The 21,292-nt window shown below is 62.2% G+C and carries 25 protein-coding genes; 10 read left to right on the top strand and 15 right to left on the bottom strand.

Annotated features, from left to right (window positions below; genetic code table 11):
* Nucleotides 1–3 precede the first annotated feature (3 nt).
* Entirely contained in the window at nucleotides 4–441 is a 438-nt protein-coding gene (locus tag NKI29_RS21975) for a hypothetical protein (protein WP_352797229.1), read from the bottom strand.
* Between the two features lie 206 nt (nucleotides 442–647).
* Between NKI29_RS21975 and NKI29_RS21970 the strand changes: the two genes are divergently transcribed.
* The 3 genes from NKI29_RS21970 to NKI29_RS21960 are packed head-to-tail and all read left to right on the top strand — an operon-like array spanning nucleotide 648 to nucleotide 3,263.
* The gene (locus NKI29_RS21970) at nucleotides 648–1,250 is read left to right on the top strand and encodes an anion permease (protein WP_352797225.1); all 603 of its coding nucleotides are present in this window, start codon (nucleotides 648–650) and stop codon (nucleotides 1,248–1,250) included.
* Entirely contained in the window at nucleotides 1,226–2,071 is an 846-nt protein-coding gene (locus NKI29_RS21965; protein ID WP_352797223.1) for an SLC13 family permease, read from the top strand. Before NKI29_RS21970 ends, NKI29_RS21965 begins: the two co-directional genes overlap by 25 nt.
* A 1-nt stretch (nucleotide 2,072) precedes the next feature.
* Nucleotides 2,073–3,263, top strand: a complete 1,191-nt coding sequence (locus tag NKI29_RS21960; protein ID WP_051406170.1) for a glycerate kinase family protein — start codon at nucleotides 2,073–2,075, stop codon at nucleotides 3,261–3,263.
* Nucleotides 3,264–3,386: 123 nt separating this feature from the next.
* Here NKI29_RS21960 and NKI29_RS21955 read toward each other — a convergent pair whose 3' ends face one another.
* Nucleotides 3,387–4,637 (bottom strand): MFS transporter, encoded by a 1,251-nt coding sequence (locus NKI29_RS21955; RefSeq protein WP_352568006.1) that lies wholly within the window; start codon nucleotides 4,635–4,637, stop codon nucleotides 3,387–3,389.
* A gap of 128 nt (nucleotides 4,638–4,765) precedes the next feature.
* Here NKI29_RS21955 and NKI29_RS21950 point away from each other — a divergent pair, with 128 nt between their 5' ends.
* Nucleotides 4,766–5,647, top strand: coding sequence for an AraC family transcriptional regulator (locus NKI29_RS21950; RefSeq protein ID WP_023678428.1), 882 nt, complete (start codon nucleotides 4,766–4,768; stop codon nucleotides 5,645–5,647).
* 97 nt (nucleotides 5,648–5,744) lie between these two features.
* Here the strand turns inward: NKI29_RS21950 and NKI29_RS21945 are convergent, their stop codons facing one another.
* From NKI29_RS21945 to lgt, 6 genes are all read right to left on the bottom strand, one after another.
* Nucleotides 5,745–6,680 (bottom strand): ribose-phosphate pyrophosphokinase, encoded by a 936-nt coding sequence (locus tag NKI29_RS21945; RefSeq protein WP_023678427.1) that lies wholly within the window; start codon nucleotides 6,678–6,680, stop codon nucleotides 5,745–5,747.
* Nucleotides 6,681–6,933: 253 nt separating this feature from the next.
* Complete coding sequence (locus NKI29_RS21940) at nucleotides 6,934–7,554, bottom strand: hypothetical protein (RefSeq protein WP_352568005.1); 621 nt, start codon at nucleotides 7,552–7,554, stop codon at nucleotides 6,934–6,936.
* 54 nt (nucleotides 7,555–7,608) lie between these two features.
* Nucleotides 7,609–8,760, bottom strand: a complete 1,152-nt coding sequence (locus tag NKI29_RS21935) for a M24 family metallopeptidase (protein ID WP_023678425.1) — start codon at nucleotides 8,758–8,760, stop codon at nucleotides 7,609–7,611.
* Nucleotides 8,760–9,548 carry a peptidoglycan editing factor PgeF gene (pgeF, locus tag NKI29_RS21930; RefSeq protein WP_352680834.1) on the bottom strand — a complete coding sequence of 263 codons (789 nt, stop codon included), beginning with the start codon at nucleotides 9,546–9,548 and terminating at the stop codon, nucleotides 8,760–8,762. The genes NKI29_RS21935 and pgeF overlap by 1 nt, the downstream gene beginning before the upstream one ends.
* Before the next feature lie 139 nt (nucleotides 9,549–9,687).
* Entirely contained in the window at nucleotides 9,688–10,776 is a 1,089-nt protein-coding gene (locus NKI29_RS21925) for a class I SAM-dependent methyltransferase (RefSeq protein ID WP_352680832.1), read from the bottom strand.
* On the bottom strand, nucleotides 10,773–11,624 hold the full coding sequence (gene lgt / locus NKI29_RS21920; RefSeq protein ID WP_352797219.1) for a prolipoprotein diacylglyceryl transferase: 852 nt from the start codon (nucleotides 11,622–11,624) through the stop codon (nucleotides 10,773–10,775). The genes NKI29_RS21925 and lgt overlap by 4 nt, the downstream gene beginning before the upstream one ends.
* A gap of 131 nt (nucleotides 11,625–11,755) precedes the next feature.
* On the opposite strand from lgt, the gene NKI29_RS21915 reads away from it, so the two are divergent.
* The 3 genes from NKI29_RS21915 (at nucleotide 11,756) to NKI29_RS21905 (ending at nucleotide 13,256) form a co-directional block, all read left to right on the top strand.
* Nucleotides 11,756–12,058 (top strand): accessory factor UbiK family protein, encoded by a 303-nt coding sequence (locus NKI29_RS21915; RefSeq protein ID WP_352681125.1) that lies wholly within the window; start codon nucleotides 11,756–11,758, stop codon nucleotides 12,056–12,058.
* Nucleotides 12,059–12,389: 331 nt separating this feature from the next.
* On the top strand, nucleotides 12,390–12,890 hold the full coding sequence (locus NKI29_RS21910; protein WP_023678420.1) for a type III secretion system chaperone family protein: 501 nt from the start codon (nucleotides 12,390–12,392) through the stop codon (nucleotides 12,888–12,890).
* Between the two features lie 6 nt (nucleotides 12,891–12,896).
* A complete protein-coding gene (locus NKI29_RS21905) occupies nucleotides 12,897–13,256 on the top strand; it encodes a tRNA-binding protein (protein ID WP_023678419.1) in 360 nt (119 codons plus the stop codon).
* 12 nt (nucleotides 13,257–13,268) lie between these two features.
* Here the strand turns inward: NKI29_RS21905 and NKI29_RS21900 are convergent, their stop codons facing one another.
* The 4 genes from NKI29_RS21900 to NKI29_RS21885 all read right to left on the bottom strand — a co-directional run bounded on the left by NKI29_RS21900 (nucleotide 13,269) and on the right by NKI29_RS21885 (nucleotide 17,196).
* Complete coding sequence (locus NKI29_RS21900; protein WP_352788840.1) at nucleotides 13,269–14,291, bottom strand: glycosyltransferase family 4 protein; 1,023 nt, start codon at nucleotides 14,289–14,291, stop codon at nucleotides 13,269–13,271.
* A 205-nt stretch (nucleotides 14,292–14,496) separates the two neighbouring features.
* Nucleotides 14,497–15,912 (bottom strand): ATP-binding protein, encoded by a 1,416-nt coding sequence (locus tag NKI29_RS21895; RefSeq protein WP_023678416.1) that lies wholly within the window; start codon nucleotides 15,910–15,912, stop codon nucleotides 14,497–14,499.
* A gap of 50 nt (nucleotides 15,913–15,962) precedes the next feature.
* Complete coding sequence (locus NKI29_RS21890; protein WP_023678415.1) at nucleotides 15,963–16,682, bottom strand: response regulator; 720 nt, start codon at nucleotides 16,680–16,682, stop codon at nucleotides 15,963–15,965.
* Entirely contained in the window at nucleotides 16,669–17,196 is a 528-nt protein-coding gene (locus NKI29_RS21885) for a MarR family winged helix-turn-helix transcriptional regulator (RefSeq protein WP_023678414.1), read from the bottom strand. Before NKI29_RS21885 ends, NKI29_RS21890 begins: the two co-directional genes overlap by 14 nt.
* 249 nt (nucleotides 17,197–17,445) lie before the next feature.
* Between NKI29_RS21885 and NKI29_RS21880 the strand changes: the two genes are divergently transcribed.
* From NKI29_RS21880 to NKI29_RS21870, 3 genes are all read left to right on the top strand, one after another.
* Complete coding sequence (locus NKI29_RS21880; RefSeq protein WP_023678413.1) at nucleotides 17,446–18,339, top strand: branched-chain amino acid aminotransferase; 894 nt, start codon at nucleotides 17,446–17,448, stop codon at nucleotides 18,337–18,339.
* A 145-nt stretch (nucleotides 18,340–18,484) separates the two neighbouring features.
* Nucleotides 18,485–18,796 (top strand): hypothetical protein, encoded by a 312-nt coding sequence (locus NKI29_RS21875; protein ID WP_023678412.1) that lies wholly within the window; start codon nucleotides 18,485–18,487, stop codon nucleotides 18,794–18,796.
* 176 nt (nucleotides 18,797–18,972) lie between these two features.
* On the top strand, nucleotides 18,973–19,614 hold the full coding sequence (locus NKI29_RS21870; protein ID WP_023678411.1) for an MBL fold metallo-hydrolase: 642 nt from the start codon (nucleotides 18,973–18,975) through the stop codon (nucleotides 19,612–19,614).
* A 69-nt stretch (nucleotides 19,615–19,683) separates the two neighbouring features.
* On the opposite strand, the gene NKI29_RS21865 is transcribed toward NKI29_RS21870, so the two are convergent.
* From NKI29_RS21865 to NKI29_RS21855, 3 genes are all read right to left on the bottom strand, one after another.
* Nucleotides 19,684–20,094 (bottom strand): BA14K family protein, encoded by a 411-nt coding sequence (locus NKI29_RS21865; RefSeq protein ID WP_352797216.1) that lies wholly within the window; start codon nucleotides 20,092–20,094, stop codon nucleotides 19,684–19,686.
* A gap of 190 nt (nucleotides 20,095–20,284) precedes the next feature.
* Nucleotides 20,285–20,497, bottom strand: coding sequence for a cold-shock protein (locus NKI29_RS21860; protein WP_006202521.1), 213 nt, complete (start codon nucleotides 20,495–20,497; stop codon nucleotides 20,285–20,287).
* A gap of 227 nt (nucleotides 20,498–20,724) precedes the next feature.
* Nucleotides 20,725–20,937, bottom strand: a complete 213-nt coding sequence (locus NKI29_RS21855) for a cold-shock protein (RefSeq protein ID WP_006202520.1) — start codon at nucleotides 20,935–20,937, stop codon at nucleotides 20,725–20,727.
* Nucleotides 20,938–21,292: the final 355 nt, after the last annotated feature.

Raw genomic sequence — 21,292 nt, 5'->3', positions numbered from 1 at the left:
CGTCTACGATGCCCTTTGGATCCCCCTTTGTTCGCTGGCTAAACAGTCGCTGGGCGGCCCGATCGATCGCCTCAAACAGCGCGTTGATGCGGCCGACGAATCTGAGTTCGGCCTCCTCCTAGTGTCTATCGCTCCAATATCCGAGAGCGCCGAGTTCCTCGCGAGTGGCGCCCTCCAGCTTATAGTTTTCACTGCTTCTCGTGCCGCTTCGAAATCCGGCATTTGCTCGGGCCCAAGCAGCAAGACTTCAGCGAGTTGCTCGGTGTAATTGTTGGCATGCCCATTGAGTTCGGCGAGCGCCTCGAACCGCCCGTGGACGCTGTCGATTCGGCGGACGAATTCCTCTGTCAGCTGGAGTGTTGCGAATGCCAGTCCTGAAATCAGTCCGACAAGGGCGAGAATGACGATTTGAAATAGGAAGATGCGGCCTCGAACGGTCATGCGGTAATCCTGCCGGCGATCGGATAATGCCTCTCACCAAATTCTAACCGGAGCTCTCCCAAGCGTCTAATCGGAACCTCCTAAGTTCGAGCGGAGGGTGTGCGACGCCCTCATCGCCGTTGGCGACGAACTAGACGAGGTTTCGGTTGGCACAAGTAGATTTTCGGACCGACAGTGACGCCACCCTTCGGGAAAGGACATCGCCGGTGCTCTGGCCGATATGGCGAGCCGCACTGATCGGAACCTGTGTATCCCTGTGTGTGGCCATCATTGAATTCGGCCTCCCCGCGCTCCCGTCCGACGCCCGGCGAGCGCTCGAGATCCTGCTTGTCGCGATCATCGGGTGGACCTTAACGCGGTTCGACGATGCCTTCGTTGCAATCGCCGCCGGATTGGCAATGGCGCTGCTGGTCAACCGTGATCCAGGCGCGCTGTTTCATGCGCTTGGCGATGAGTTGATCTGGCTATTGCTTGCCTCCTTCATATTGGCGGCCACCATCAAGGCGAGTGGAGTCGCAGATCGCGTTCTCGGCCTCGTGACGGGGCGCATGCGATCGGTTCGCGCAATCGCCTATTCCTTGACGGCCGTCATGATCGCCACAGCCTTCGTCATTCCGTCGACCTCAGGTCGCGCAGCTTTGATGATCCCGCCTATCAGGCGATCGCGGGACGCTGTGGAAGCGCCCGGTTGCGAAGGGCCTTCGCGCTGCTGTTCCCCACTGTTATCCTGCTCTCGGCCATTGCATCGCCCGTCGGCGCCGGTGCCCATCTGCTGGCGATCGAAATGGTCGGCCGCCTCTGGGGTGTGAAAGTAAGCTATCTGGAATGGATCGCTTTCGGCCTGCCGTTTGCGGCCGTGAGCACCTTCCTTTCGGTCGAATGCCTGCTCCGGCTTTTCCTGTCGCCGGTCGAACGGCGGATGACCCTTTTGCAGCCAACGACGGTGACTAGTGGCGGTGCCGGATTGGCACGGCAGCCGATACTCTGGATCGCCGGCGGGGTTGTCATCGCGTGGCTGACCGAACCTGTCCACGGACTTGATGCCACCGTTATCGCTCTTGGCGGCGCTCTCTTGGCCACGCTTCCTGGAGTCGGCTCCGTGGCGTTTGGCGATGCAATCAAGAGTGCGGAGTGGAAGCTGCTCTTGTTTCTGGCGGCGACGATCTGCTTGGCAGACGGCCTGACGGCATCAGGCCTCAATCGGTGGTTGATCGAGACGACGGTCGATCCACTGCGCGGCACCGGCTTGGGCCCGTTGGCGCTTATCTCCTTATTAGCCTTGCTTGGGCTTTTCAGTCATCTCGTGATCCACAGTCGCACGGCGCGTGTCTCGGTGCTGCTGCCCCCGGCGCTAATGCTCGCATCGACAGCGCGGCTCGACCCTCTCCTTGCAATGTTTGTCCTCGTCTCGGCGACTGGCTTTTGCCAAACCCTCGCGATCTGCGCGAAACCGGTGGCGCTTTTCGCGGGGGTCGACGAGGAAGGCTACGGCCCGAAAGACCTCGCCTTGCTCAGCTCAATCCTGCTGCCGATGCAGTTCATCCTCATCGTCGTGTTCGCGGTCGCCGTGTGGCCAGCCACCGGAGCCCTGCTCAACACGCTCCATCTGCAACTTCCTGGAGAGCCGTAGAATGTCGAAAAAGAAAGGATTGACGAAACGAAGACGGCTTCGAGTATTGGTCGCACCCTCCGGCTTTAAGGAGAGCCTCGGGGTTCGTGATGTCATCGCTGCATTGGCGCGGGGCGTTCGCAATGCCGTTCCGACAGCAAAGATCCTGGGCCTTCCAATGGTGGATGGCGGCGAGGATTTTACGCGGACCCTTGTTGAATTGTCTGATGGCGAGCTGCATTCCGTCACAGTGACGGGACCGGTGGGACAACCCGTGGCGGCCAATGTCGGTTTTCTCGGGCGAAGAAAGAAACGGACAGCAGTTCTGGAAATCGCGGCGGCTGCCGGGCTCCGGCTCGTCCCCACGGACATGCGTGACCCGACCCGCACTACAAGTTATGGGGTTGGTGAGTTGATTCGTTTTGCGCTCGATCTTGGCGCGGAAAGAATTCTGATCGGCTGCGGTGACTCGGGTGTCAACGATGCAGGAACCGGCATGGCCCAAGCATTAGGCGTGCGTCTGCTCGATGGCGGCGGCCGTCCCATTTCGGGGAGCGGCTCGGCCCTCTCATCGCTAGCTCGTGTCGATCTTTCCAGTCGTGATCATCGCCTTTCGAATGTTCGTATCGACGTCGCGGTAAATCCCTACAACATGCTGCTCGGCGAGAGAGGCGTCGCCCGGGTGTTCGGCCCGCAAAAGGGTGCAACACCTGACCAGGTGGTTTTGCTCGAGCAGGGCATGGAAAATGTCGCTCACGTCGTTCGCCGCGACCTCGGCGTCGACGTGACGCCGCTTGTCGGCGGAGGAGCTTCCGGGGGACTCGGCGCCGGACTTCACGCCTTTGCTGGGGCCCGGCTGCATCCGCGCTTCGACCTGATTCTGCGGTATATGGATCTCGATCATCGGCTGTCAAACGCCGACATCGTCATGACAGCCGAGGGTGGCCTGGATGGTCAGACGAGCTTTGGAAAGATACCAGCCGAGATTGCCCGGCGCGCGAAACGTCACAATCTGCCTGTCATCGCCTTGGCCGGAACGATCGGAGCAGGTGCAGAGGCGACCCACGACATCGGCATCGATGCCTTCTTCAGCATTCTGTGCCGACCGTGTTCCCTCGAAGACGCGATCCGTGACGCCGACACGCTGCTGGCGAACGCTGCCGAGCAGGCATTCCGGCTGATGCGGGCGACGCGTGCTTTCAAGTTCAGATGACGGAGCGTGTCAGCCAATGGCCGCGATGTCGCTACGCGGCGGCCCTGACCGGCTCGAAGTCTATGTCGAGAACCGAATTTCGCGCTGCCCGGTGGGCGGGGAAGCCGAAGTCCAACCCAAACTTCACCCGATCGTGGTCCCCGCCTTGAGCTTCCTCGCCTCCTTCATGTTGGGAAGAAAAACCGTCAGCAGCCCGAGCAGCGGCAAATAGGAGCAGACCTGGAAGACGAAATCGATGCCCTTCATGTCGGCGACGACACCAAGCACGGCGGCGGCGATGCCGCCCATGCCGAAGGCGAAGCCGAAGAAGATGCCGGCGATCATGCCGACGCGGCCGGGCACCAGTTCCTGCGCGAAGACGACGATGTTCGAGAAGGCCGAGGACAGGATCAGGCCGATCAGCACGGTGAGAACCATTGTCCACTCGAAATTGGCGTAGGGCAGGGCCAGGGTGAAGGGCAGCACGCCGACGATCGAGAACCAGATCATCGCCTTCTGTCCGTAGCGGTCGCCGAACGGGCCGCCGAGCAGGATGCCCAGGGCCGAGGCGCCGAGGAACAGGAACAGCATGACTTGCGACATCTGCACCGAAACGCCGAATTTATGGATGGCATAGAAGGTGTAGTAGCTGGACAGGCTGGCGATGTAGGCGTTCTTGGTCAATACCAGCAAGGTCAGCATCGCCAGCGCGCCCAGGACCTTGCGGCGCGGGAAAGGCGAGACGAAGCCTGCCCCCTTGCGGGTGCCCTGTGCGGCGCGCAGGCGGCTGTACCAGCCGCCAACCTGCCACAGCACGATGATGCCGATCAGCGAGCCGCCGGCAAACCAGGCGATGCTGGTCTGGCCGAAGGGCACGACGATGAAAGCTGCCAGCAGCGGACCCATGGCCTGGCCGAAATTGCCGCCGACCTGGAACAGCGACTGTGCCAGACCGAACCTGCCACCAGAGGCGAAGCGGGCGATGCGCGAGGATTCCGGGTGGAAGATCGCCGAGCCGATGCCGATCAGCGAGGCGCCGATGAGGAGCAGCGAGTAATGTCCGGCATAGGCCAGCACGACCAGCCCGATCAGCGAAGAAGCCATGCCGTAGGGCAGCGAATAAGGCATCGGCCGCTTGTCGGTAATCATGCCGATCACCGGCTGCAGCAAGGATGCCGTCACCTGGAAGGTGAAAGTCAAAAGGCCGATCTGCCAGAAATCGAGACCGTAATTGTCCTTCAGCAGCGGATAGATCGCCGACAGCAGCGACTGCATGATGTCGTTGATGCAATGGCAGAAGCTCACCGCCAGGATGACGGTGAAGGCCGTCGCCTGAGCTGAAATGTGGCTGGCCGCTGCCGGCTTGGCGTCGGCGGTTGCTGTGGTATCGGTCAAGGCAGGCTCCGTGGTCTTTTTAGCGGGCGCTTCCGCAGGCGGTCTTATAGGCCGCAGCCTTATACGTTGCTTGTCACGCGACTTCTTTCGTGGTTTGGTCCAATAGTTTCGCAAGTGGGCCATAGCTGATGCCGCATGGCAGGGAAATGTTCAGAGCGGGCGACACCGATCTCGGGCTGTTGCATGAGCGTCGCTGGCAATGGCTGGAGCAGGCCGTAGGGCCGGCAGTGGCGCTGCCGACCGAATATCCGGACGGCTACCATGTGCCACGGCACCATCATAGCCGCAGCCAGTTGCTGCACGCGCTGGTCGGTGTCGTGCTGGTGACGACGCGGCATGGGCGCTGGATGGTGCCTCCGGACCACGCGATGTGGATCCCCGCCGGCACCGAACATTCCGTCGAGATGCTGGGCGACGTCAGCATGCGGTCCGTCTATGTGATGCCGGAGGCCATTCCCGGCCTGCCGGACGGGTTGCGTGTCGTCGGCATCACCGACCTGATGCACAGCCTGATCGTGGAATCGGAAAAGCTGCCGCAAGGCGCCGAGCTGGAGGGGCGGGGCGGGCTGATCATGAAGCTCCTGCTGCACGAAATCCCGAACCTGCCGGAACGGCCGCTCGGCCTTCCGTTCCCGTCCGATGCAAGGCTGGCGACGCTGTGCCGGCGCTTCGTCTCGGCACCGTCACCGCATGCGACGATCGACGAGTGGGCCGCTATCGTCGGCATGAGCCGCCGCTCTTTCACCCGCGCGTTCCACCGCCAGACCGGATTGTCGCTGTCGACCTGGCGTCAGCAGGCCTGTCTGTTCGCGGCGCTGCCACGGCTGGCCGACGGCGAGCCGATCACGAGGGTGGCGCTCGATCTCGGCTATGACAGCGTGCCGGCGTTCATCACCATGTTCAAGCGCATGCTGGGAGCCTCGCCACGCGGTTACATGCGGGGCGCCCGTGATGCTGGCGAAGGTGTGCGACGAATAAGCGGTCCGGCTCGGCCTGAGTCGCAGCCCTGAAGGGCGTCGCGTTCGACCGGCCTCATGCGAGGCGCTTTGGGTTCTTGATTTTATGCATGTCGTTATCGCAAAACCGCTGCACTTTGCGCGACACGCATCAATCGAACAGGCTCGACACCGATTCCTCGGTCGCCGTGCGCGAGATCGCCTCGCCCATCAATTCGGCGATGGAGATGACGCGGATATTGGCGGCGTCCAGCACTGCCTGGGTCGGCTGGATGGAATCGGTGATGACCAGTTCCTGCAGTTTCGAGGCGCCGATGCGGGCGATGGCGCCGCCGGACAAAACGCCATGGGTAGTATAGGCGGTGACACTGGTGGCGCCGTCGGCAAGCAGCGCATCGGCCGCATTGCACAGCGTGCCGCCCGAATCGATGATGTCGTCGATCAACAGGCAATCCTTGCCGCGCACGTCACCGATGACGTTCATGACTTCCGATTCGCCGGGGCGCTCGCGGCGCTTGTCGACGATGGCAAGCTGGGCGTCGATGCGCTTGGCGAGCGCGCGGGCGCGGACCACGCCGCCGACATCCGGCGACACCACCATGACATTGGCAAGCTGCTTGTATTTCGCTTTTACGTCGCGGGCCATGACCGGCACGGAAAACAGATTGTCGGTCGGGATGTCGAAGAAGCCTTGAATCTGGCCGGCATGGAGATCCAGGGTCAGCACCCGGTTGACGCCCGCCCTCGTGATCATGTTGGCGACCAGCTTGGCCGAGATCGGTGTGCGGCCCGAGGCACGGCGATCCTGCCTGGCATAGCCGAAATAAGGAATAACCGCAGTGATGCGCTTGGCCGAAGAGCGCATGAAGGCGTCGATCATGATGAGCAGTTCCATCAGATGATCGTTGGTCGGGAACGAGGTGGACTGCAGGATGAAGACGTCCTCGCCGCGCACATTCTCCTGGATCTCGACGAAGATTTCCTGATCGGCGAAGCGCCTGACGCTGGCCTTGCCCAGCGGAATGTTGAGGTAGCGGGCGACTGATTCGGCCAGCACCCTGTTGGAATTGCCCGCGAAGAGCTTCATGCACCGTTCCTGGCGAAGGATTGAGAGACTCCGATAGCACTCCAGCCTCTTAGTCGGGCTTTTAGCGGCCCGCGCCGGTATTGCAAGCGTCGTGAATGGGAATCCGCCGGCTAATCTCAATAAACGCTTACGGCTTGAGCATGCGGCGATAGAGCCAGTTCCATGCCGACGGAATCGGGATAGCTTCTAACTTTCAGTCTGAGCATGCTCTTTTCCGAAAACCGGATTCCACTTTTCGGAATCACGCTCCAGGTCAGCCGGCGCCGCCGCCAAGCCAGGTGGCGAACTGGTCGATTGTCTGGTCGGCAATTGCCTGCATGGTCGCCGGCTCGACCGCCGCCCAGCCTTCGCCGCCGCCAACAGAGGGCGCCTTCTGTTGGCCGTTGATGCGATGCAGCCGGTTGCCGGCCGGGTCATAGATGTCCCAGACGTAGATGACGGTGGTGTCCTTGCCTTCCGTCATGGTCGAGAAATAGCCCTTGAGCACATGCGTAGGGGTCTGGTCGGTGCTGCCGGCCAAGGTGATGCCGCGCTGCCTGGCGCGTGTCTGAAGCTCGGCGGTCAGCGGTGTCGCGGCTTCTACTGAGGCGCCGACGATCGGCGCCACCTGCAGCCGGGTCCGCGCAATGGCAGCCGCGCTTTTGGCGGGCGGCACGGCTGCTGCAGCGGAAGGCTGCGCTGTATCTGCGGTTTGCGCGGTGCCGGCAGGCTGAGCCGGAGTTGCGGGGGGCGTTGCGGCACCTCCGGCTCCGGAGAGCGATTGCGTCGATTGCGGGGCAATGGCCGAGGGTTCGAGAACGTCCTTCGCATTGGTGCAGGCCGCCAGTGCCAGCGCCACGAGCAATGACACGGTCGTCACATGCGATCGTCTCATTAGCCTGAAAACTCCTTGGCGACGAACGCCCCTCACACTCTTTCCATTATGGATTCACTGCACGATCAAGTCGAGATCATGGCGGGACAGCGGCTTCGGCTGGGATTCGGTGGTCAGATAGGTGCGGCCAAGCGTCATCGCGGTTTCGGTTTCGGAGTCCATGATGATCATATGGGCGAACAGCGTCATGTTCGGCGCAATCGGTTCGGGATTACCCTGATAGAACATCGGCATATCCATCCAGGACGGGGTGAAGCGGGCGCCGAGCGAATAGCCGCAGGCATTGAGCCGGTGCTTGGTCAAATTGTGGGCTTCGAGGGTGCGGGCATGGGCGTCGAACACGTCGCCGAACGTATTACCGGGCGTCATCGCCTTCTCGACTGCAAGTAGCGCGGCGCGGGCGGCATCGAACAATTCCTGGTGGCGTTTCGATACCTTGCCGGTCAACACCGTGCGCATCATTGCCGCATGGTAGTGGTGGAAGACACCGGCCCATTCGAGCGTCAGCTGGTCGTTCTTGGTGAGCTTGCGGCGACCGGCCTTGTAGCGGCAAAGCAGGGCGTCGACTCCGGAGCCGATGATGAACTCGTTGGCCGGATAATCGCCGCCGCCGGCAAAGATCGCACCTTGCATGGCGGCGAGGATCAGCGCCTCATCGCCGCCCTGCTTGATCAGCGGCAGTGCTGCGTCCAGCGCGTCGTCGGCCAGATTTGCGGCTTTTTCCGCCTTGGCGATTTCTGCCGGGCTCTTGAACAGTCGTAGCCGGCTGACAATGCCGGAGGCATCCGCGATCTGCCCGAAGGTCTGCAACTGCTCGTCCAGGCGCCGGCCATTATAGGCGGTCAGGCCGTGGGTGTCGTATTCGACGCCGATCCGGGCGCCGAGCAGGTCAAGCTCGTTGAGCAGATTGCGCAGGTCTACCGCCGGATTGGCGCCGTTGCGGTCCGTCCACAAAACGATGTTGTCGATGATCGAGGTGTGGCGCGCCTGGCGCAAGTCGGCCGAACGCGTCAGCAGCACCATCGAGCCGTCGGCCTTGACCACCAGGCACTGGAAAAAGCAGAAGCCGAAGGTGTCGTAGCCGGTTAGCCAATACATGCTTTCCTGGGCAAACAGCAGGACGGCGTCGAGCTTCTTTTCGGCGATCTCGATCATCAGTCGATCGCGCCGCGCGTCGAATTCCGAGCGTTCGAAATGCAGCGCCATCAGTCAGCCTCCAAAACGATTGCCGAAACCTGTCGCCCGTAGTCGGGCTCGTTGCGATGCGTGCTGCGCCGATAGGAGTAGAAAAGCTCTTCCTCGGCATAGGTGCAGCGGCCAAGTCCTTCGGCGTTGACGCCAGCCTTGGTCAGCCGGTCGACCGTGTAGCGGTTGAGATCGAACATCGCATGTCCGGCATTTGCGGAGGGCGCGAAATAGCGAGCATTGCCGGCATCGGCGTCGACGAAACGGGCGACGAATTCCGGTCCGACTTCGTAATTCCGTCGGCCGATCGAAGGACCGAGCACTGCGACGATGCGGTCGCGCCGGGCGCCGAGGCTTTCCATTGCCGCGATGGTGTTTTCCAGCACTCCGGTGAAAGCGCCTTTCCAGCCGGCATGGGCGGCGCCGATAATACGCGCCTCGGCGTCCGCGAAGAGGACCGGTCCGCAGTCGGCGGTCGAGGCACCGACGGCAATGCCCGGCCGGTCGGTGACAATGGCGTCGGCCTTGGGCCGCTCGCCGGCAAAAGGCTCCCTGGCAATGACGACGTCCGGCGAATGAACCTGGTGAGCGGTCAGCAGATGGTTTGCAGGCACGCCCATCCATTCGGCGACCCGGCGGCGATTCTCGCGCACCAGCGTCTGGTCGTCGTTCGAGCCGGTGCCGATGTTGAGGCCCCGGTAGATGCCGCTGGAAATGCCGCCGACTCGCGTGAAGTAGCCGTGGCGGATGCCTTGCGCCGTTTCCAGCAAGGGCGACCGAACGGGATCCGGTTTGGTCTGATTCAGCATGGCGGCTTTGTTGTCCGTATGGGCGATTTCGTCAAGCGAGTTGAAGGGGCGCAGTTGAAGGCTGGTCAGTTGAAGGCTGGCGCAGTTGATGTCGGGCGCTAGTCGGAGACGGGAGAGTGAGAGAGGCGGCAGCGAAAAGTCAATCCGTGCTTGGAAACGGCGGAACGGCAATGCCGGCAGGGAGGACGGCAAGCACCTTGAAGAGTTCGCCCATGGCCAGCGGGCCGGCGAGGCGCTCGACGTCGGCCGCGATCTTTTCGCGAGCTGCCTCATCGGCATTGGCGCCGAGCCGGCCAGCTCGTTCGAGAAGCCCCATCTTGAGCAGGAATTCACCTTGCGTTGAGAGGTGGGCATCGAGGCTGTGTGCCCGAACGGTTGCCGCGAGGGCAGCGAAATCGACATGGGCTGTGAGATCGGCCTGCCCCGGATTGGCCAGCACGTCCTCATGACCGTGCTTGCGCAAGGCCTGCAAGGTGTCGCCGATCCCGGGCTGGAGGTGACCGTAGTCGAGAAACAGGCCGGCGCCGCCAAATCCGGCAAGTCGCCCGGCGATGGCCGCCATCAGGGCGGCGCGGGCTGGCGCCATCTCGACGATGGCACCTTGCGGCGCATTCTCGGCACCCTCCGGCAGCAGCATCGGGTCAAGCGAGCCGGCGCCGACGAAAAAGCGCAGCCGGTTCGCATCGTCGAGACCGATCATCCGCTCGCGCCAGCCGGCCCCAGCGCGGACGAACTGGCGGATGGGCACCGCGTCAAACAGCTCGTTACCAACAATCAGAAGCGGCCCCTGCGGTAGTGTGTCGACGGCCTCATGCCAGGCGATGGTGGCCGACGTCCCGGCAAGCGTTCGTTTCTGGACCTCGGTCAACCGCAGACTGGTCTCGATCAAGGCGAACGATGCGCTGGCGGTAAGCGTCGGATCGAGCCGCGAAAGCGTGCGCAGCATATCTCTCATCAGCGTGCCGCGGCCGGGGCCTATTTCGGCGATGGCGACCGGCGTCGGCCGGTCGATCGCCAGCCACGCCTGATAGAGCCAGATGGCGACCAGCTCGCCAAACATCTGGCTGACCTCCGGCGCGGTGACGAAGTCGCCGGCGGCGCCGAACGGCTCACGTGTCGTATAATAGCCGTCTTGCGGATCGAACAGGCAGAGCGCCATGTATTCGCTGATGGGGATCGGTCCCACGGCACCGATCAGCTCGGCGATGCGGGTCTTCAGCCGCGTCATGCCGGCTGCGGTTTTGTCACCGGCTTGGCTGTAGCCATCGCCCAGATGCCGGCCAGCACCATCGGCAGTGACAGCACCATTCCCATGGTCAGCCAGCTCGTGCCAAGGAGGTAGCCAAGCTGCTGGTCGGGCTCGCGAAAGAATTCGACGAGGATGCGCGAGGCGCCATAGCCGGCGATGAAGGCGCCGCCGACGAAGCGCGGCGTCTTCAGCTTGAGCCGCGAATGGGTGAGGAAGCGCAGGACAAGGAACAACACCAGCCCTTCGAGGAGCGCCTCGTAGATCTGGCTCGGATGGCGTGCAAATGGGCCGCCATTGGGGAATTCGAATGCCCATGGAACGTCGGTCGGCCGGCCCCATAGTTCGGAATTGATGAAGTTTGCCAGGCGAACGAGGCCAAGCCCCACCGGCACGCCGGCGGCAACCACGTCGAACAGCGACCATGTGCGGATGCCACGAGACCGGGAAAACAGCGTCATTGCGAGAATGACGCCGATCAGGCCGCCATGAAACGACATCCCGCCCTGCCAGACGGCGACGATATCGAGCGGATTGGCAATGTAGCGCGGCAGGTCGTAGAACAGCACGTAGCCGGTGCGTCCGCCGAGCACCACACCGATGGCTGCCCAGACGATGAAGTCATCGAGGTCGACGGGCTTCATCGGCAGGGTGCCGTCGGGCCACAGTTTTGGGTTGGTGACGAGGCGCTTGGCATACCACCAGGCGAACAGAATGCCGACGATGTAGCCGACGCCGTACCAATGCACCGCCAGCGGTCCGATCCGGACGATGACCGGGTCGATGTTGGGAAAGGGCAGGGCGGCCAGCGGCAGCAAATATTCGCTCAACAGGGTCTCCGGGTTCCCAATCAGGTTCGGGCGCGGACCATGCGGCAGGCTTTTGGCGGGGTCAAGGCAAGCATATGCTTGCATTCCGAATCGTGCGCCACTACGTCAATTCGACCAAGCGAGGATTTGCCATGGCGACCGGACCGAACCGCATTCTCGATGAATTCGCCAAGCTGATGACCGATGCAGCCGGTGCCGCGCAAGGCGTGCGGCGCGAGGTGGAGACCGCCTTCAGGGGCCAGGCCGAGCGCATACTCAACTCCATGGACGTGGTGCAGCGCGAGGAATTCGAGGCCGCTCGCGACATGGCGGCGAAGGCCAGGGAAGAAAACACCCGCCTCGCCGCTCGCATCGAGGCGCTCGAGGCCAGGCTTGCCGAATTGACCGGTCAACCAGCGCCTGCGGCTGCGGCAAAGCCGCGTGCAAAAAAATAACAAGAAATAAATCGTTAAACTTTTCCACAAAGCCGGATCGCAAAAAGCGCTTTGTCGTGAATCGCTTACCGGTACTGCGTGAATCTTTGTGACAGCGCCTTTCCACATGCGAATGACGCAGTGCGAAAAATTTGGCTGGTCACGCGACTCCCGATCAATAGACTGAATTTGTTGCATGATTCGGAGCAGGGTCATGCGCCGGGCGGTGGGGTCCGGTCCGGGGTCTTTGCGTTGACGAAGTCCTGGCCGTCCGAGTTCTAGGCAGAATTGTTCGAGTGTGCCTCTCCCGCGGAGCGTGTGGTGGCGCTCCCAGAACGACAGGAAGCATTTCATGGAACTTCTCGAACTCGAATTCTCCCGCGAAATCCATCCGGTGGATGTTATCGAGCAGGTGGCGCACAACAACGATTGGTCCTTCGAGCGGGCCGGCGACGACGAGATCTCGATCTCTGTTGCCGGAAGCTGGACCGACTACCACGTTTCATTCTCCTGGATGGAGGACTATGAGGCGCTGCACCTGGCCTGCGCCTTCGACATCAAGGTCCCGGAGGCGCGTGCGCTCGAGGTGATGCGGCTGCTTTCGCTGATCAACGAGCAGATGCTATTTGGCCATTTCGACCTCTGGGAGCAGGAAGGCGCCATCATGTTCCGCCAGTCGCTGCTGCTGGCCGGTGGGGTCGAGCCGTCGAGCCAGCAGGTCGAGGTGCTGCTGTCGTCGGCGCTGGAGGCCTGCGAATGCTATTTCCAGGCGTTCCAGTTCGTCGTCTGGTCAGGAACTTCGGCCAAGGATGCGTTGGCCGGCGTGCTGTTCGAAACCTACGGAAACGCCTGACCGTCGATGGTTTCGAGCAACGCGCGAAAACCCGAGATCAGCTTTGCCGATTTCGACCGCATCGACATCCGCGCCGGCACGATCGTCGAGGCCGAGCCTTTTCCCGAGGCGCGCAAGCCGGCGATCAAATTGAAAATCGATTTCGGTCCCGTGATCGGGGTGAAGAAATCCTCGGCCCAGATCACGAAATATTATACGCCCGAAACCCTGATCGGCCGGCAGGTGTTCGCTGTGGTCAATTTCCCGCCGCGTCAGATCGGGCCATTCATGTCGGAAGTGCTGACGCTCGGCTTTCCCGATGAAGAGGGCGCGGTGGTGCTTGGCGCGATCGAGCGCAAGGTGCCGGACGGAGGCAGATTGTTCTAGCTGCGCTGTTGCTCACGCAGCCAGTTTACGCCTGGTACCCAGCGCCTCTTCGACCGTTTCCATGAACATTTCCGCGCAGGCCTTCCAGCTGTAGCGCATCGCGCGTTGCCGCGCCTCGGCGCGGTCGACGTGAAGGGCGGCGAGCGCTGCTTGCCGCAGGTCGTCCGATACCGCGCCGCCGATGCCGTCGCCGACGATGTCGATCGGTCCGGTGACGGGATAGGCTGCGACCGGCGTGCCGCTGGCCAGCGCCTCGATGATGACGTTGCCGAACGTGTCGGTACGGCTGGGGAAGACGAAAACATCGGCCGAGGCGTAGATCTCGGCTAGTTCGTCGTTCGGACGATGGCCGAGGAAATGGGCATCGGGATATCTGGCCTTCAGCTTCGCCAATTCCGGCCCTTCGCCTACGACCAACTTGCTGCCGGGCAGGTCGAGGTCGAGGAAGGCCGGCAGGTTCTTTTCGATCGCGACGCGGCCGACGCAGAGGAAGATCGGTCCGGGAAATCCCAGGTCCTTTCTTTTGTCCGGCCGAAAATGATCGGTGTCGACGCCGCGCGTCCACGGCCGGAGCTTGGTGAAGCCGCGCGCCGCAAGATCGTCGGCAAGCGACTGGGTGGCAACCAGCGTGCCCTGTCCTGAATTGTGGAAATCACGCAGCCAGCGATAGGCCCATGCTTCAGGCACCGGCAGGCGCGCGCTCAGATATTCCGGAAAACGTGTGTGATAGCTGGTCGTGAACGGGCGGCCGGCGTTGCGGCAGTAGCGCCGGGCCATAATGCCGAGCGGTCCTTCGGTGACGATATGGATGTGGTCCACCTTGCGTGCCTCGATCAGCTGCGCCACGCGGTGCGGCGTCGTCAGCGCCAGCCTGATATCGGGATAGGTCGGCAGAGGCAGGGTGCGAAAGATATTCGGCGTCAGGAAGTCCGTCTCGATATCGAAGGATTTCAGGGTCTCCGAGAGGCGCTCCAGCGTGTGGACGACGCCGTTGACTTGCGGGCGCCAGGCGTCGGTGACCATCAGGATGCGCATGGCGGTCCCTTGGCGGCAAGCTTCATTGCCTCGCCGCGACGCCTGAGCGGCGACCACGCCGCAGCTCTGGCGTCGCACCAGCGCACCCGGGCAGGTGCGGGGTCGAAATGAGGCCGCAGGGCCGAATCAATCAGGATTGCGCGCTTCATTGGCGCTCTTCACCATGGTTTCATGACGGGCCGATGAAGGCCGGGTGTCGCTGCTGTCAAGCGGGGACCTTGATCACCGCCCGAAGGCCGCCGAGCGGGCTGCGTTCGAGGACGATGTCGCCGCCATGGCTGCGGGCAATGTCACGTGCGATGGAGAGGCCAAGGCCGGTGCCGCTGGCGTCGAGGTTGCGGGCCTCGTCCAGCCGCACGAACGGCTTGAATACATCCTCCCGCTTTTCGGGCGGAATGCCCGGGCCGTCATCGTCGATGGTGACGAGCAGCGAACCGCGACCATGATTGGCATTGATCTCCACCGTCTTGGCATAGCGGAATGCATTGCCGACGACGTTGGACAGCAGCCGGGCAAAGGCATTGGGGCGCACATGCACATGCGGATCGCCGACAAGCACGGTCGATAGCTTGCGCTTGCGCAGCGCGGCCTCCTCGCGAAGCTTGTCGAAGAAGGCTTCGAGATCGAACTGGCCGGCGTCTTCCGAAGCTTCGCCGCGTGCAAAGGCAAGGTAGCCTTCCAGCATCGACTGCATGTCGTCGATGTCCTGGTCGAGTGCCTGGGTATCGGCCGCCTTGGTCCCGGCAAGCGCCAATTGCAGTTTGAAGCGGGTGAGGATGGTCCTCAGATCGTGGCTGACGCCGCTCAGCATGGCGGTACGCTGCTCGAGCTGGCGTTCGATGCGTTCGCGCATCTGTATGAAGGCAAAGCCGGCGCGGCGGACTTCCTCGGCTCCGCGCGGGCGAAAATCGCGCGGCATCGGCCGGCCCTTGCCGAAGCTCTCGGCCGCCTCGGCCAGCGTCAGAATCGGCCGGATCTGGTTGCGCAGGAAGGGAATGGCGATCATCAGCAGCACCAGCGAGGTGCCGACCATCCAGATCAGGAAAATATGGGTGTTCGATGCATAGGCCTGGCTGCGGCGCACGAAGACGCGCAGCACCTTGTTCTCGAGCTGGACGCGGACCTCGACGATATTGGAATTGCCGACCGTATCGATCCAGAACGGACGGTTGATCTGGCGGGTGATCTCGGACGAAAGGATCTCGTCGAGGATCGAGAAGAACGGCTTTGGCCCGGGAGGCGGCAGCGGGTCGGGCGGTAGGAGGTCGACTTTCAGCTGCATGCGATCCTGGGCGATGCGGATGACGTTGGCGTAGTCGGCGTCGTGAGGATAGGTCTCTATCAGGTCGATGATGGCGGCGATGTCGCGCACCGTGGCCTGCGACAGGCGCTGCGTCACGGTCTGCCAGTGGCGCTCCATGAAGACAAAGGCGACGACCGACTGCAGCATGATCATCGGCGCGATGACGATGATCAGCGAGCGGGCATAGAGCCGCTTCGGCATGTAAAGCGACACCAGGCGCCAGAAACGGTTCCAGGCGCGCGGCACGGCCTTGAGCGCCCGCGTCGCACGAGCGCTCAAGCCGCCATCTCCCGGCCGTTCGAGTTGCGTGGTCGCCATTCGTCTTTCGCTCACCGGCGGCCCGGCAAAGGACCGCTGTCGGCGACATTCTATTCCACGCTGAGCCGATACCCAATACCGCGCACTGTCTGCAGCCAGACCGGATTGGACGGATCGCGTTCGATCTTGCGGCGGAGCCGATTGATCTGGACGTCGATCGTGCGCTCGCCGACCTCGGATTCATCGCCGACAAGCTCATGCCGCGGTATCGTTTCGCCGGCACGCGCAGCGAAGATCGCCAGGATTTCCTGCTCGCGGTCGGTCAGCTTGAGCGCCTCGCCGCCGCGCTTCAGCTCACGCCTGGCGATCTGGAACGTATAGGGGCCAAAGACCAGCTGTTCGACCTTAGGCGTTGTCGCGGGGCCGCCGCGGCGCAGGATATTGTTGATACGCAGGATCAGCTCGCGCGGGTCGAACGGTTTAGGCAGATAGTCGTCGGCGCCGGCCTCGAGCCCGGTGATCCGGCTGTCGGTTTCGGACAGTGCGGTGAGCATCAGGATCGGCACGTTTTTCTCCGCCCGCAGCGCCTTGGTGAGGTCGACGCCACTTTCACCCGGCATCATGACGTCGAGCACGATCAGATCGAAGTCGAGGCCGGCGAGCTTGCGCCGCGCCTCGCCGGAATTTCCGGCGACGGTGACGCGAAAGCCGTTTTCGGTCAGATACTGTTTCAGAAGATTGCGGATACGGGTGTCGTCGTCGACCACCAGCAGATGCGGCGCGTCGTCTTCCGGTGCTGTCGGATGATCAACCCTCTCAATGGTCTCCATGGTTTTTCCCTGACATCTTTGCGGGCACAATGTCGATCTGCGCCCTTAGTTCCGGATTGACCATCGCTTCAAGGAACCGTTCGATAACGGCGCGTTCGGTGGCTCCGGAATCTTCCAATGCAGCATGGATGCGGCGCGACTGTGGCCGCGCCAGCGCCAGCGCCAGGGCACGGCCCTTGGCCGTCGGGTAGAGTTCGCGCTGGCGGCGGTCGCGAGGGCCCTGCAATTGCACGATATGGTCGGTGTCGATCAGTTGCTTGAGCACGCGCGCCAGGCTCTGCTTGGTGATCTTGAGCACGTCGAGGAGCTCGGCGACCGTCAGCCCGGGCCGGCGATTGACGAAATGCAGAACCCGGTGATGGGCACGGCCAAAACCGTATTCGGCCAGGATCTGGTCCGGATCGGAGGTAAAGTCGCGATAGGCGAAGAAAAACAACTCGATGATGGCGAAATCGATGCCGTCCTCGTCGGTGATCGCCGTCCTGATCGGTTCTGCGGCTGCGTGGCTCGTCATCTTTTCTCCGTGTGAAGCAGGAAATTATGTCAGCACTATTGACGTATTTTCCGCGCGATGGTAATTTTTGGCAAGCTTTTCGGCGGATTGCGAACGAAAAGGCAAGCGAAGCCGTTTTTTCCGGAACTTCCTGAGTTTGCCAGACCTTAAATATCCGCCTACGCTTTGAGACAATGGCCGCCCACAGCGGCCGAAACGAAACACGCAACGACGCAATGATGTGCGGGCCGCCGCCCGCGGGAGGTTACCATGGCATCCGTTCCCTTCGACCAACTGGACGGCTTTATCTGGATGAACGGCGAATTCGTCAAATGGGCCGACGCCAAGATCCACGTCTTGACCCACGGGCTGCACTACGCCAGCGCGGTATTCGAGGGCGAGCGCGCTTATGGGGGCGAAATTTTCAAGCTGACCGACCACACCGAACGCCTGCATGAATCGGCGCGCCTGCTTGGCTTCAAGATACCCTACTCGGTCGCCGAGATCGACGACGCCTGCCGCACGCTGTTGAAGAAGCAAGGTTTCCAAGACGCCTATGTCCGGCCGATCGCGTGGCGCGGCAGTGAACAGATGGGCGTTTCCGCACAGAACAGCCGGATCAACTGCGCCATCGCCATCTGGCAGTGGCCAAGCTATTTCGACCCGGCGCAGAAGCTCAAGGGTATCCGGCTCGACATGGCCGAATGGCGCCGCCCCGACCCGCGCACCGCACCGTCGAAATCGAAGGCGGCCGGCCTCTACATGATCTGCACCATGTCCAAGCATGCCGCCGAGGCCAAGGGCTATGCCGACGCCATGATGCTCGACTGGCGTGGCCAGGTGGCGGAAGCGACAGGCGCCAACATCTTCTTCGTCAAGGACGGCAAGATCCATACGCCCAAGCCTGATTGCTTCCTTGACGGCATCACCCGCCGCACGGTCATCGACCTTGCCAAGGACCGCGGTGTGGAGGTGATCGAGCGCGCCATCATGCCGGAGGAGCTTGAAGGCTTCCACCAGTGCTTCCTCACCGGGACGGCGGCCGAGGTGACACCGGTTTCGGAGATCGGTCCGTACCGATTCGAGGTCGGCGATATCGCCAAGACATTGATGAACGACTATTCTGCGGCGGTTCAACCCAACCACGCGATTGCTGCAGAATAACGAAAGTCACAGGTTTTTTATCAAGTAGGGGCGGTTTTCGGGCCGCCCCTTTTATTTAAGCGTTTGCGCATTTGACTTTCATTCAATTCGGCGTCTCATGATGGCGTCGGCCTGGGAGGCTGGCAGCTATGGAGGGACTGGAAATATGGATATGAACACGCTTCTTCCGATCATTATTCAGGTGATTACGGGCATCATCGGTGGCCAGGCGGTGGGTGCGGCTATCAAGAGTGCGGCGATGGGGCAGCTTACCAAAATCCTGGGTGGCGCTGTCGGCGGCGTCGGCGGTGCGGCCATCCTCAACAGTCTGCTGGGTGGCGCGGTCGATCCGGCAGCAGCCGCCACGGCGGCAGGGGCCGGCAGCGCGTTGAACATTTCAAATATCGTTGGCGGTGCCGGCGGCGGCGCCATCCTGACCGGCATCATCGGTGCGGTCATGAACGCGATGAAGAAATAAGCTTCGACGTTTCAGGTTGTCAAATGGGCGGCTTCGGCCGCCCATTTCGTTTGCCGTTTGTGGGAGCGGTGGACGCCGTTCGCGTGTGTCTCTACATCAGGGCCTGGTTCAAGGTTGGAGCTCTCCTGACGCGTTCGAGGGGACGCGCAGCACTCCGACAGCGTGAAAGGACGAATATGGGTCAGCTCAACGCCGGCATCGTGCCGGTCACGCCGTTCCAGCAGAACTGCACCATCCTCTTCGACATGGACGACAGACAAGGCGTTGTCGTCGATCCGGGCGGTGACATCGACAAGGTGCTGGCGGCGCTCGAGGACAATGCGATCACTGCCGGCGCGATCTGGATTACGCATGGCCATATCGACCATGCCGGCGGGGCCATGGAACTGAAGGAGGCGCTCGGTATCGAGATCATCGGTCCGCATGCCGCCGACCGGCCGCTGCTCGCCAATCTCGAGAACCAGGCAAAGCGCTACGGCATCACCGATCCCGTGCGCAACTGTGTCCCCGACCGGTTCCTTGCCGAAGGCGAGACCGTTTCGTTCGGCTCACACGAGTTCGAGGTGCTCCATTGTCCGGGCCATGCACCCGGCCACGTCGTCTACTATAGCCGGGCTGCGAAGTTCGCCCATGTCGGCGACGTGCTGTTCCGCGGTTCGGTCGGCCGCACCGATCTGCCGGGCGGCAACCACGCCGCGCTGATCGCCTCGATCAAGGAGAAGCTTTTGCCGTTGGGCGACGACATCGGCTTTATCTGCGGCCATGGTCCCGGCGGCCGTTTTGGTGAGGAGCGGCGGAGCAATCCTTTTCTGGTCTGAAACCGCTTGCCGGAAACAAAAAGCGCGGCCTGTGCGACCGCGCTTTTTTCCGACGGGAAACTGCCTCCGCTAATTGGCGGTGCAGAAATGCTGTTCGCCGTCATAGCCGGTGAACGTGCCGGTACGGGCGTTGAAGCTCCAGTAGCGGTCCGAGCAGTATTCGTACCAGCCGCGGGTCCACGGCTCCGCATAGCTTTCGGCATAGGCCACTCGCGGCTGCACGTAATAACGGCGCACCGGGGCAGGCCTGTAGTATTCATCATCATAGGCCGGGTCGTAATAGCGGGGCTGCGGGCTGGCGAGCGCACCGCCGATCAGGGCACCGGCCGCAAGGCCGAGCACGCCGGCCGCAACGGCGTCGCCGTGGCCGTGGTGGCGGCGGTGATGGCGCCATTCGTCGGCATTGGCCGCGGGCAAGGTCGCCAGCGTGGTCGCAACGACCGCGGCGGACAGGATGGCAGTCTTGAAAATTCGGTTCATGTCGGTCTCCTTCGTGCCGGACCGGGTCGTTTTCGGGATGCGGTCCGGCTTTAACGAAGATTAATATGCGACCGTGGCTGAACGGGGGCTGAACGAAATTTGACCAGGCGGTTCATCTAACTGGGCGGTTCAAGCGTGCGGCAAACACCGCGGGCCAGACCGGCCCACGTCCATTCTGTCCGGGGGTGGTTCAGCCGATCGACAGGTTGACGGCTTTCGGACCCTTGCCGCGCTTGTCCGGCTCGGTGTCGAATGTCACTTTCTGCCCATCCTCAAGACCGGGAAGACCCGACGCCTGCACGGCCGAAATATGGACGAAGACATCCTTTGCCCCGTCGTCCGGCGTGATGAAGCCGAAGCCCTTGGCGTGATTGAAGAATTTGACGGTGCCGGTCTGCGGCATGGGAAGCTCCTTTGATCCCACAAGTCCAGTCTCGGGCCGGCAAATGCCCGGACGGAAATTTGTCCTTTATTTTAGTGCCATCGGCAAGAGAAAGTTTTGCGGGTGCGGGCAAGCATCCCGGAACACAAAAGGCGCGACGAAAACCGCCGCGCCTTTACAGAATTCAAGTTCACTCCAAAAGCCTTGCAGCATCCTCACCCCGAAAGGACGCGCGGCACGCTGTGGTTTCAGGCAGCGCGGAGATTGACCGCTTTCGGACCCTTGCCCATACGGTCGGGCTCGACATCGAAGGTGACCTTCTGACCGTCGACGAGCGTGCGCAGCCCGGAAGCCTCGATCGCCGAGATGTGGACGAACACATCCTTGGCGCCGCCATCGGGCGTGATGAAGCCGAAGCCTTTGGTAGCGTTGAAGAATTTAACGGTGCCGGTCTGGGCCATTGGGGAAACTCCTTCACCCGTGTCAGTCTTGGTGGTTCCGCCCGCCGCCTGGCGCCGTGGGCAAGTCCCGGTGGTTGCTTCGGCAGTCATGCATTGGCGCATGGTAAAACCCCCCGCCGAAAACGGGGCTGTCAGAGATTCACAGTATCGGGGAAAGGTCGTCCAAAACGTTCCGCTCTCCGGGTCGCAAATGCCCGAACACAAAATTTATCGCACGGAAACGTGATGCTTGCAAGACACAGCCGCGGGCGGTGTCGTAAGCAGATGAGTTGTCCGGGTTAGGTAGCAGACGAGTTGTCCGGTTTGATCTTCAGCGAACGGAGGCTGGGGATGAGACGGGCAGCATGGCTACAGG

Origin of the sequence: Mesorhizobium sp. M0678 (assembly GCF_040320505.1) — a bacterium.
GTDB lineage: Bacteria > Pseudomonadota > Alphaproteobacteria > Rhizobiales > Rhizobiaceae > Mesorhizobium.
The sequence above is the reverse complement of the archived record's forward strand: the minus strand, read 5'-3'. Positions and strand labels throughout refer to the sequence as shown.

Excerpts from the sequence above, each read along its gene's own strand:
- NKI29_RS21965 (WP_352797223.1), top strand. The coding sequence starts at position 1,226 with ATGGTCGGCCGCCTCTGGGGTGTGAAAGTAAGCTATCTGGAATGGATC.
- NKI29_RS21945 (WP_023678427.1), bottom strand. The coding sequence starts at position 6,680 with ATGAAGCTCTTCGCGGGCAATTCCAACAGGGTGCTGGCCGAATCAGTC.
- NKI29_RS21870 (WP_023678411.1), top strand. The coding sequence starts at position 18,973 with ATGGGTCAGCTCAACGCCGGCATCGTGCCGGTCACGCCGTTCCAGCAG.
- NKI29_RS21935 (WP_023678425.1), bottom strand. The coding sequence starts at position 8,760 with ATGGCGCTGCATTTCGAACGCTCGGAATTCGACGCGCGGCGCGATCGA.
- NKI29_RS21915 (WP_352681125.1), top strand. The coding sequence starts at position 11,756 with ATGGCGACCGGACCGAACCGCATTCTCGATGAATTCGCCAAGCTGATG.
- pgeF (WP_352680834.1), bottom strand. The coding sequence starts at position 9,548 with ATGCTGAATCAGACCAAACCGGATCCCGTTCGGTCGCCCTTGCTGGAA.
- NKI29_RS21900 (WP_352788840.1), bottom strand. The coding sequence starts at position 14,291 with ATGCGCATCCTGATGGTCACCGACGCCTGGCGCCCGCAAGTCAACGGC.
- NKI29_RS21940 (WP_352568005.1), bottom strand. The coding sequence starts at position 7,554 with ATGAGACGATCGCATGTGACGACCGTGTCATTGCTCGTGGCGCTGGCA.
- NKI29_RS21950 (WP_023678428.1), top strand. The coding sequence starts at position 4,766 with ATGCCGCATGGCAGGGAAATGTTCAGAGCGGGCGACACCGATCTCGGG.
- NKI29_RS21910 (WP_023678420.1), top strand. The coding sequence starts at position 12,390 with ATGGAACTTCTCGAACTCGAATTCTCCCGCGAAATCCATCCGGTGGAT.
- NKI29_RS21895 (WP_023678416.1), bottom strand. The coding sequence starts at position 15,912 with ATGGCGACCACGCAACTCGAACGGCCGGGAGATGGCGGCTTGAGCGCT.
- NKI29_RS21875 (WP_023678412.1), top strand. The coding sequence starts at position 18,485 with ATGGATATGAACACGCTTCTTCCGATCATTATTCAGGTGATTACGGGC.
- NKI29_RS21865 (WP_352797216.1), bottom strand. The coding sequence starts at position 20,094 with ATGAACCGAATTTTCAAGACTGCCATCCTGTCCGCCGCGGTCGTTGCG.
- NKI29_RS21880 (WP_023678413.1), top strand. The coding sequence starts at position 17,446 with ATGGCATCCGTTCCCTTCGACCAACTGGACGGCTTTATCTGGATGAAC.
- NKI29_RS21975 (WP_352797229.1), bottom strand. The coding sequence starts at position 441 with ATGACCGTTCGAGGCCGCATCTTCCTATTTCAAATCGTCATTCTCGCC.
- NKI29_RS21860 (WP_006202521.1), bottom strand. The coding sequence starts at position 20,497 with ATGCCGCAGACCGGCACCGTCAAATTCTTCAATCACGCCAAGGGCTTC.
- NKI29_RS21890 (WP_023678415.1), bottom strand. The coding sequence starts at position 16,682 with ATGGAGACCATTGAGAGGGTTGATCATCCGACAGCACCGGAAGACGAC.
- NKI29_RS21885 (WP_023678414.1), bottom strand. The coding sequence starts at position 17,196 with ATGACGAGCCACGCAGCCGCAGAACCGATCAGGACGGCGATCACCGAC.
- NKI29_RS21905 (WP_023678419.1), top strand. The coding sequence starts at position 12,897 with ATGGTTTCGAGCAACGCGCGAAAACCCGAGATCAGCTTTGCCGATTTC.
- NKI29_RS21855 (WP_006202520.1), bottom strand. The coding sequence starts at position 20,937 with ATGGCCCAGACCGGCACCGTTAAATTCTTCAACGCTACCAAAGGCTTC.
- NKI29_RS21960 (WP_051406170.1), top strand. The coding sequence starts at position 2,073 with ATGTCGAAAAAGAAAGGATTGACGAAACGAAGACGGCTTCGAGTATTG.
- NKI29_RS21925 (WP_352680832.1), bottom strand. The coding sequence starts at position 10,776 with ATGACGCGGCTGAAGACCCGCATCGCCGAGCTGATCGGTGCCGTGGGA.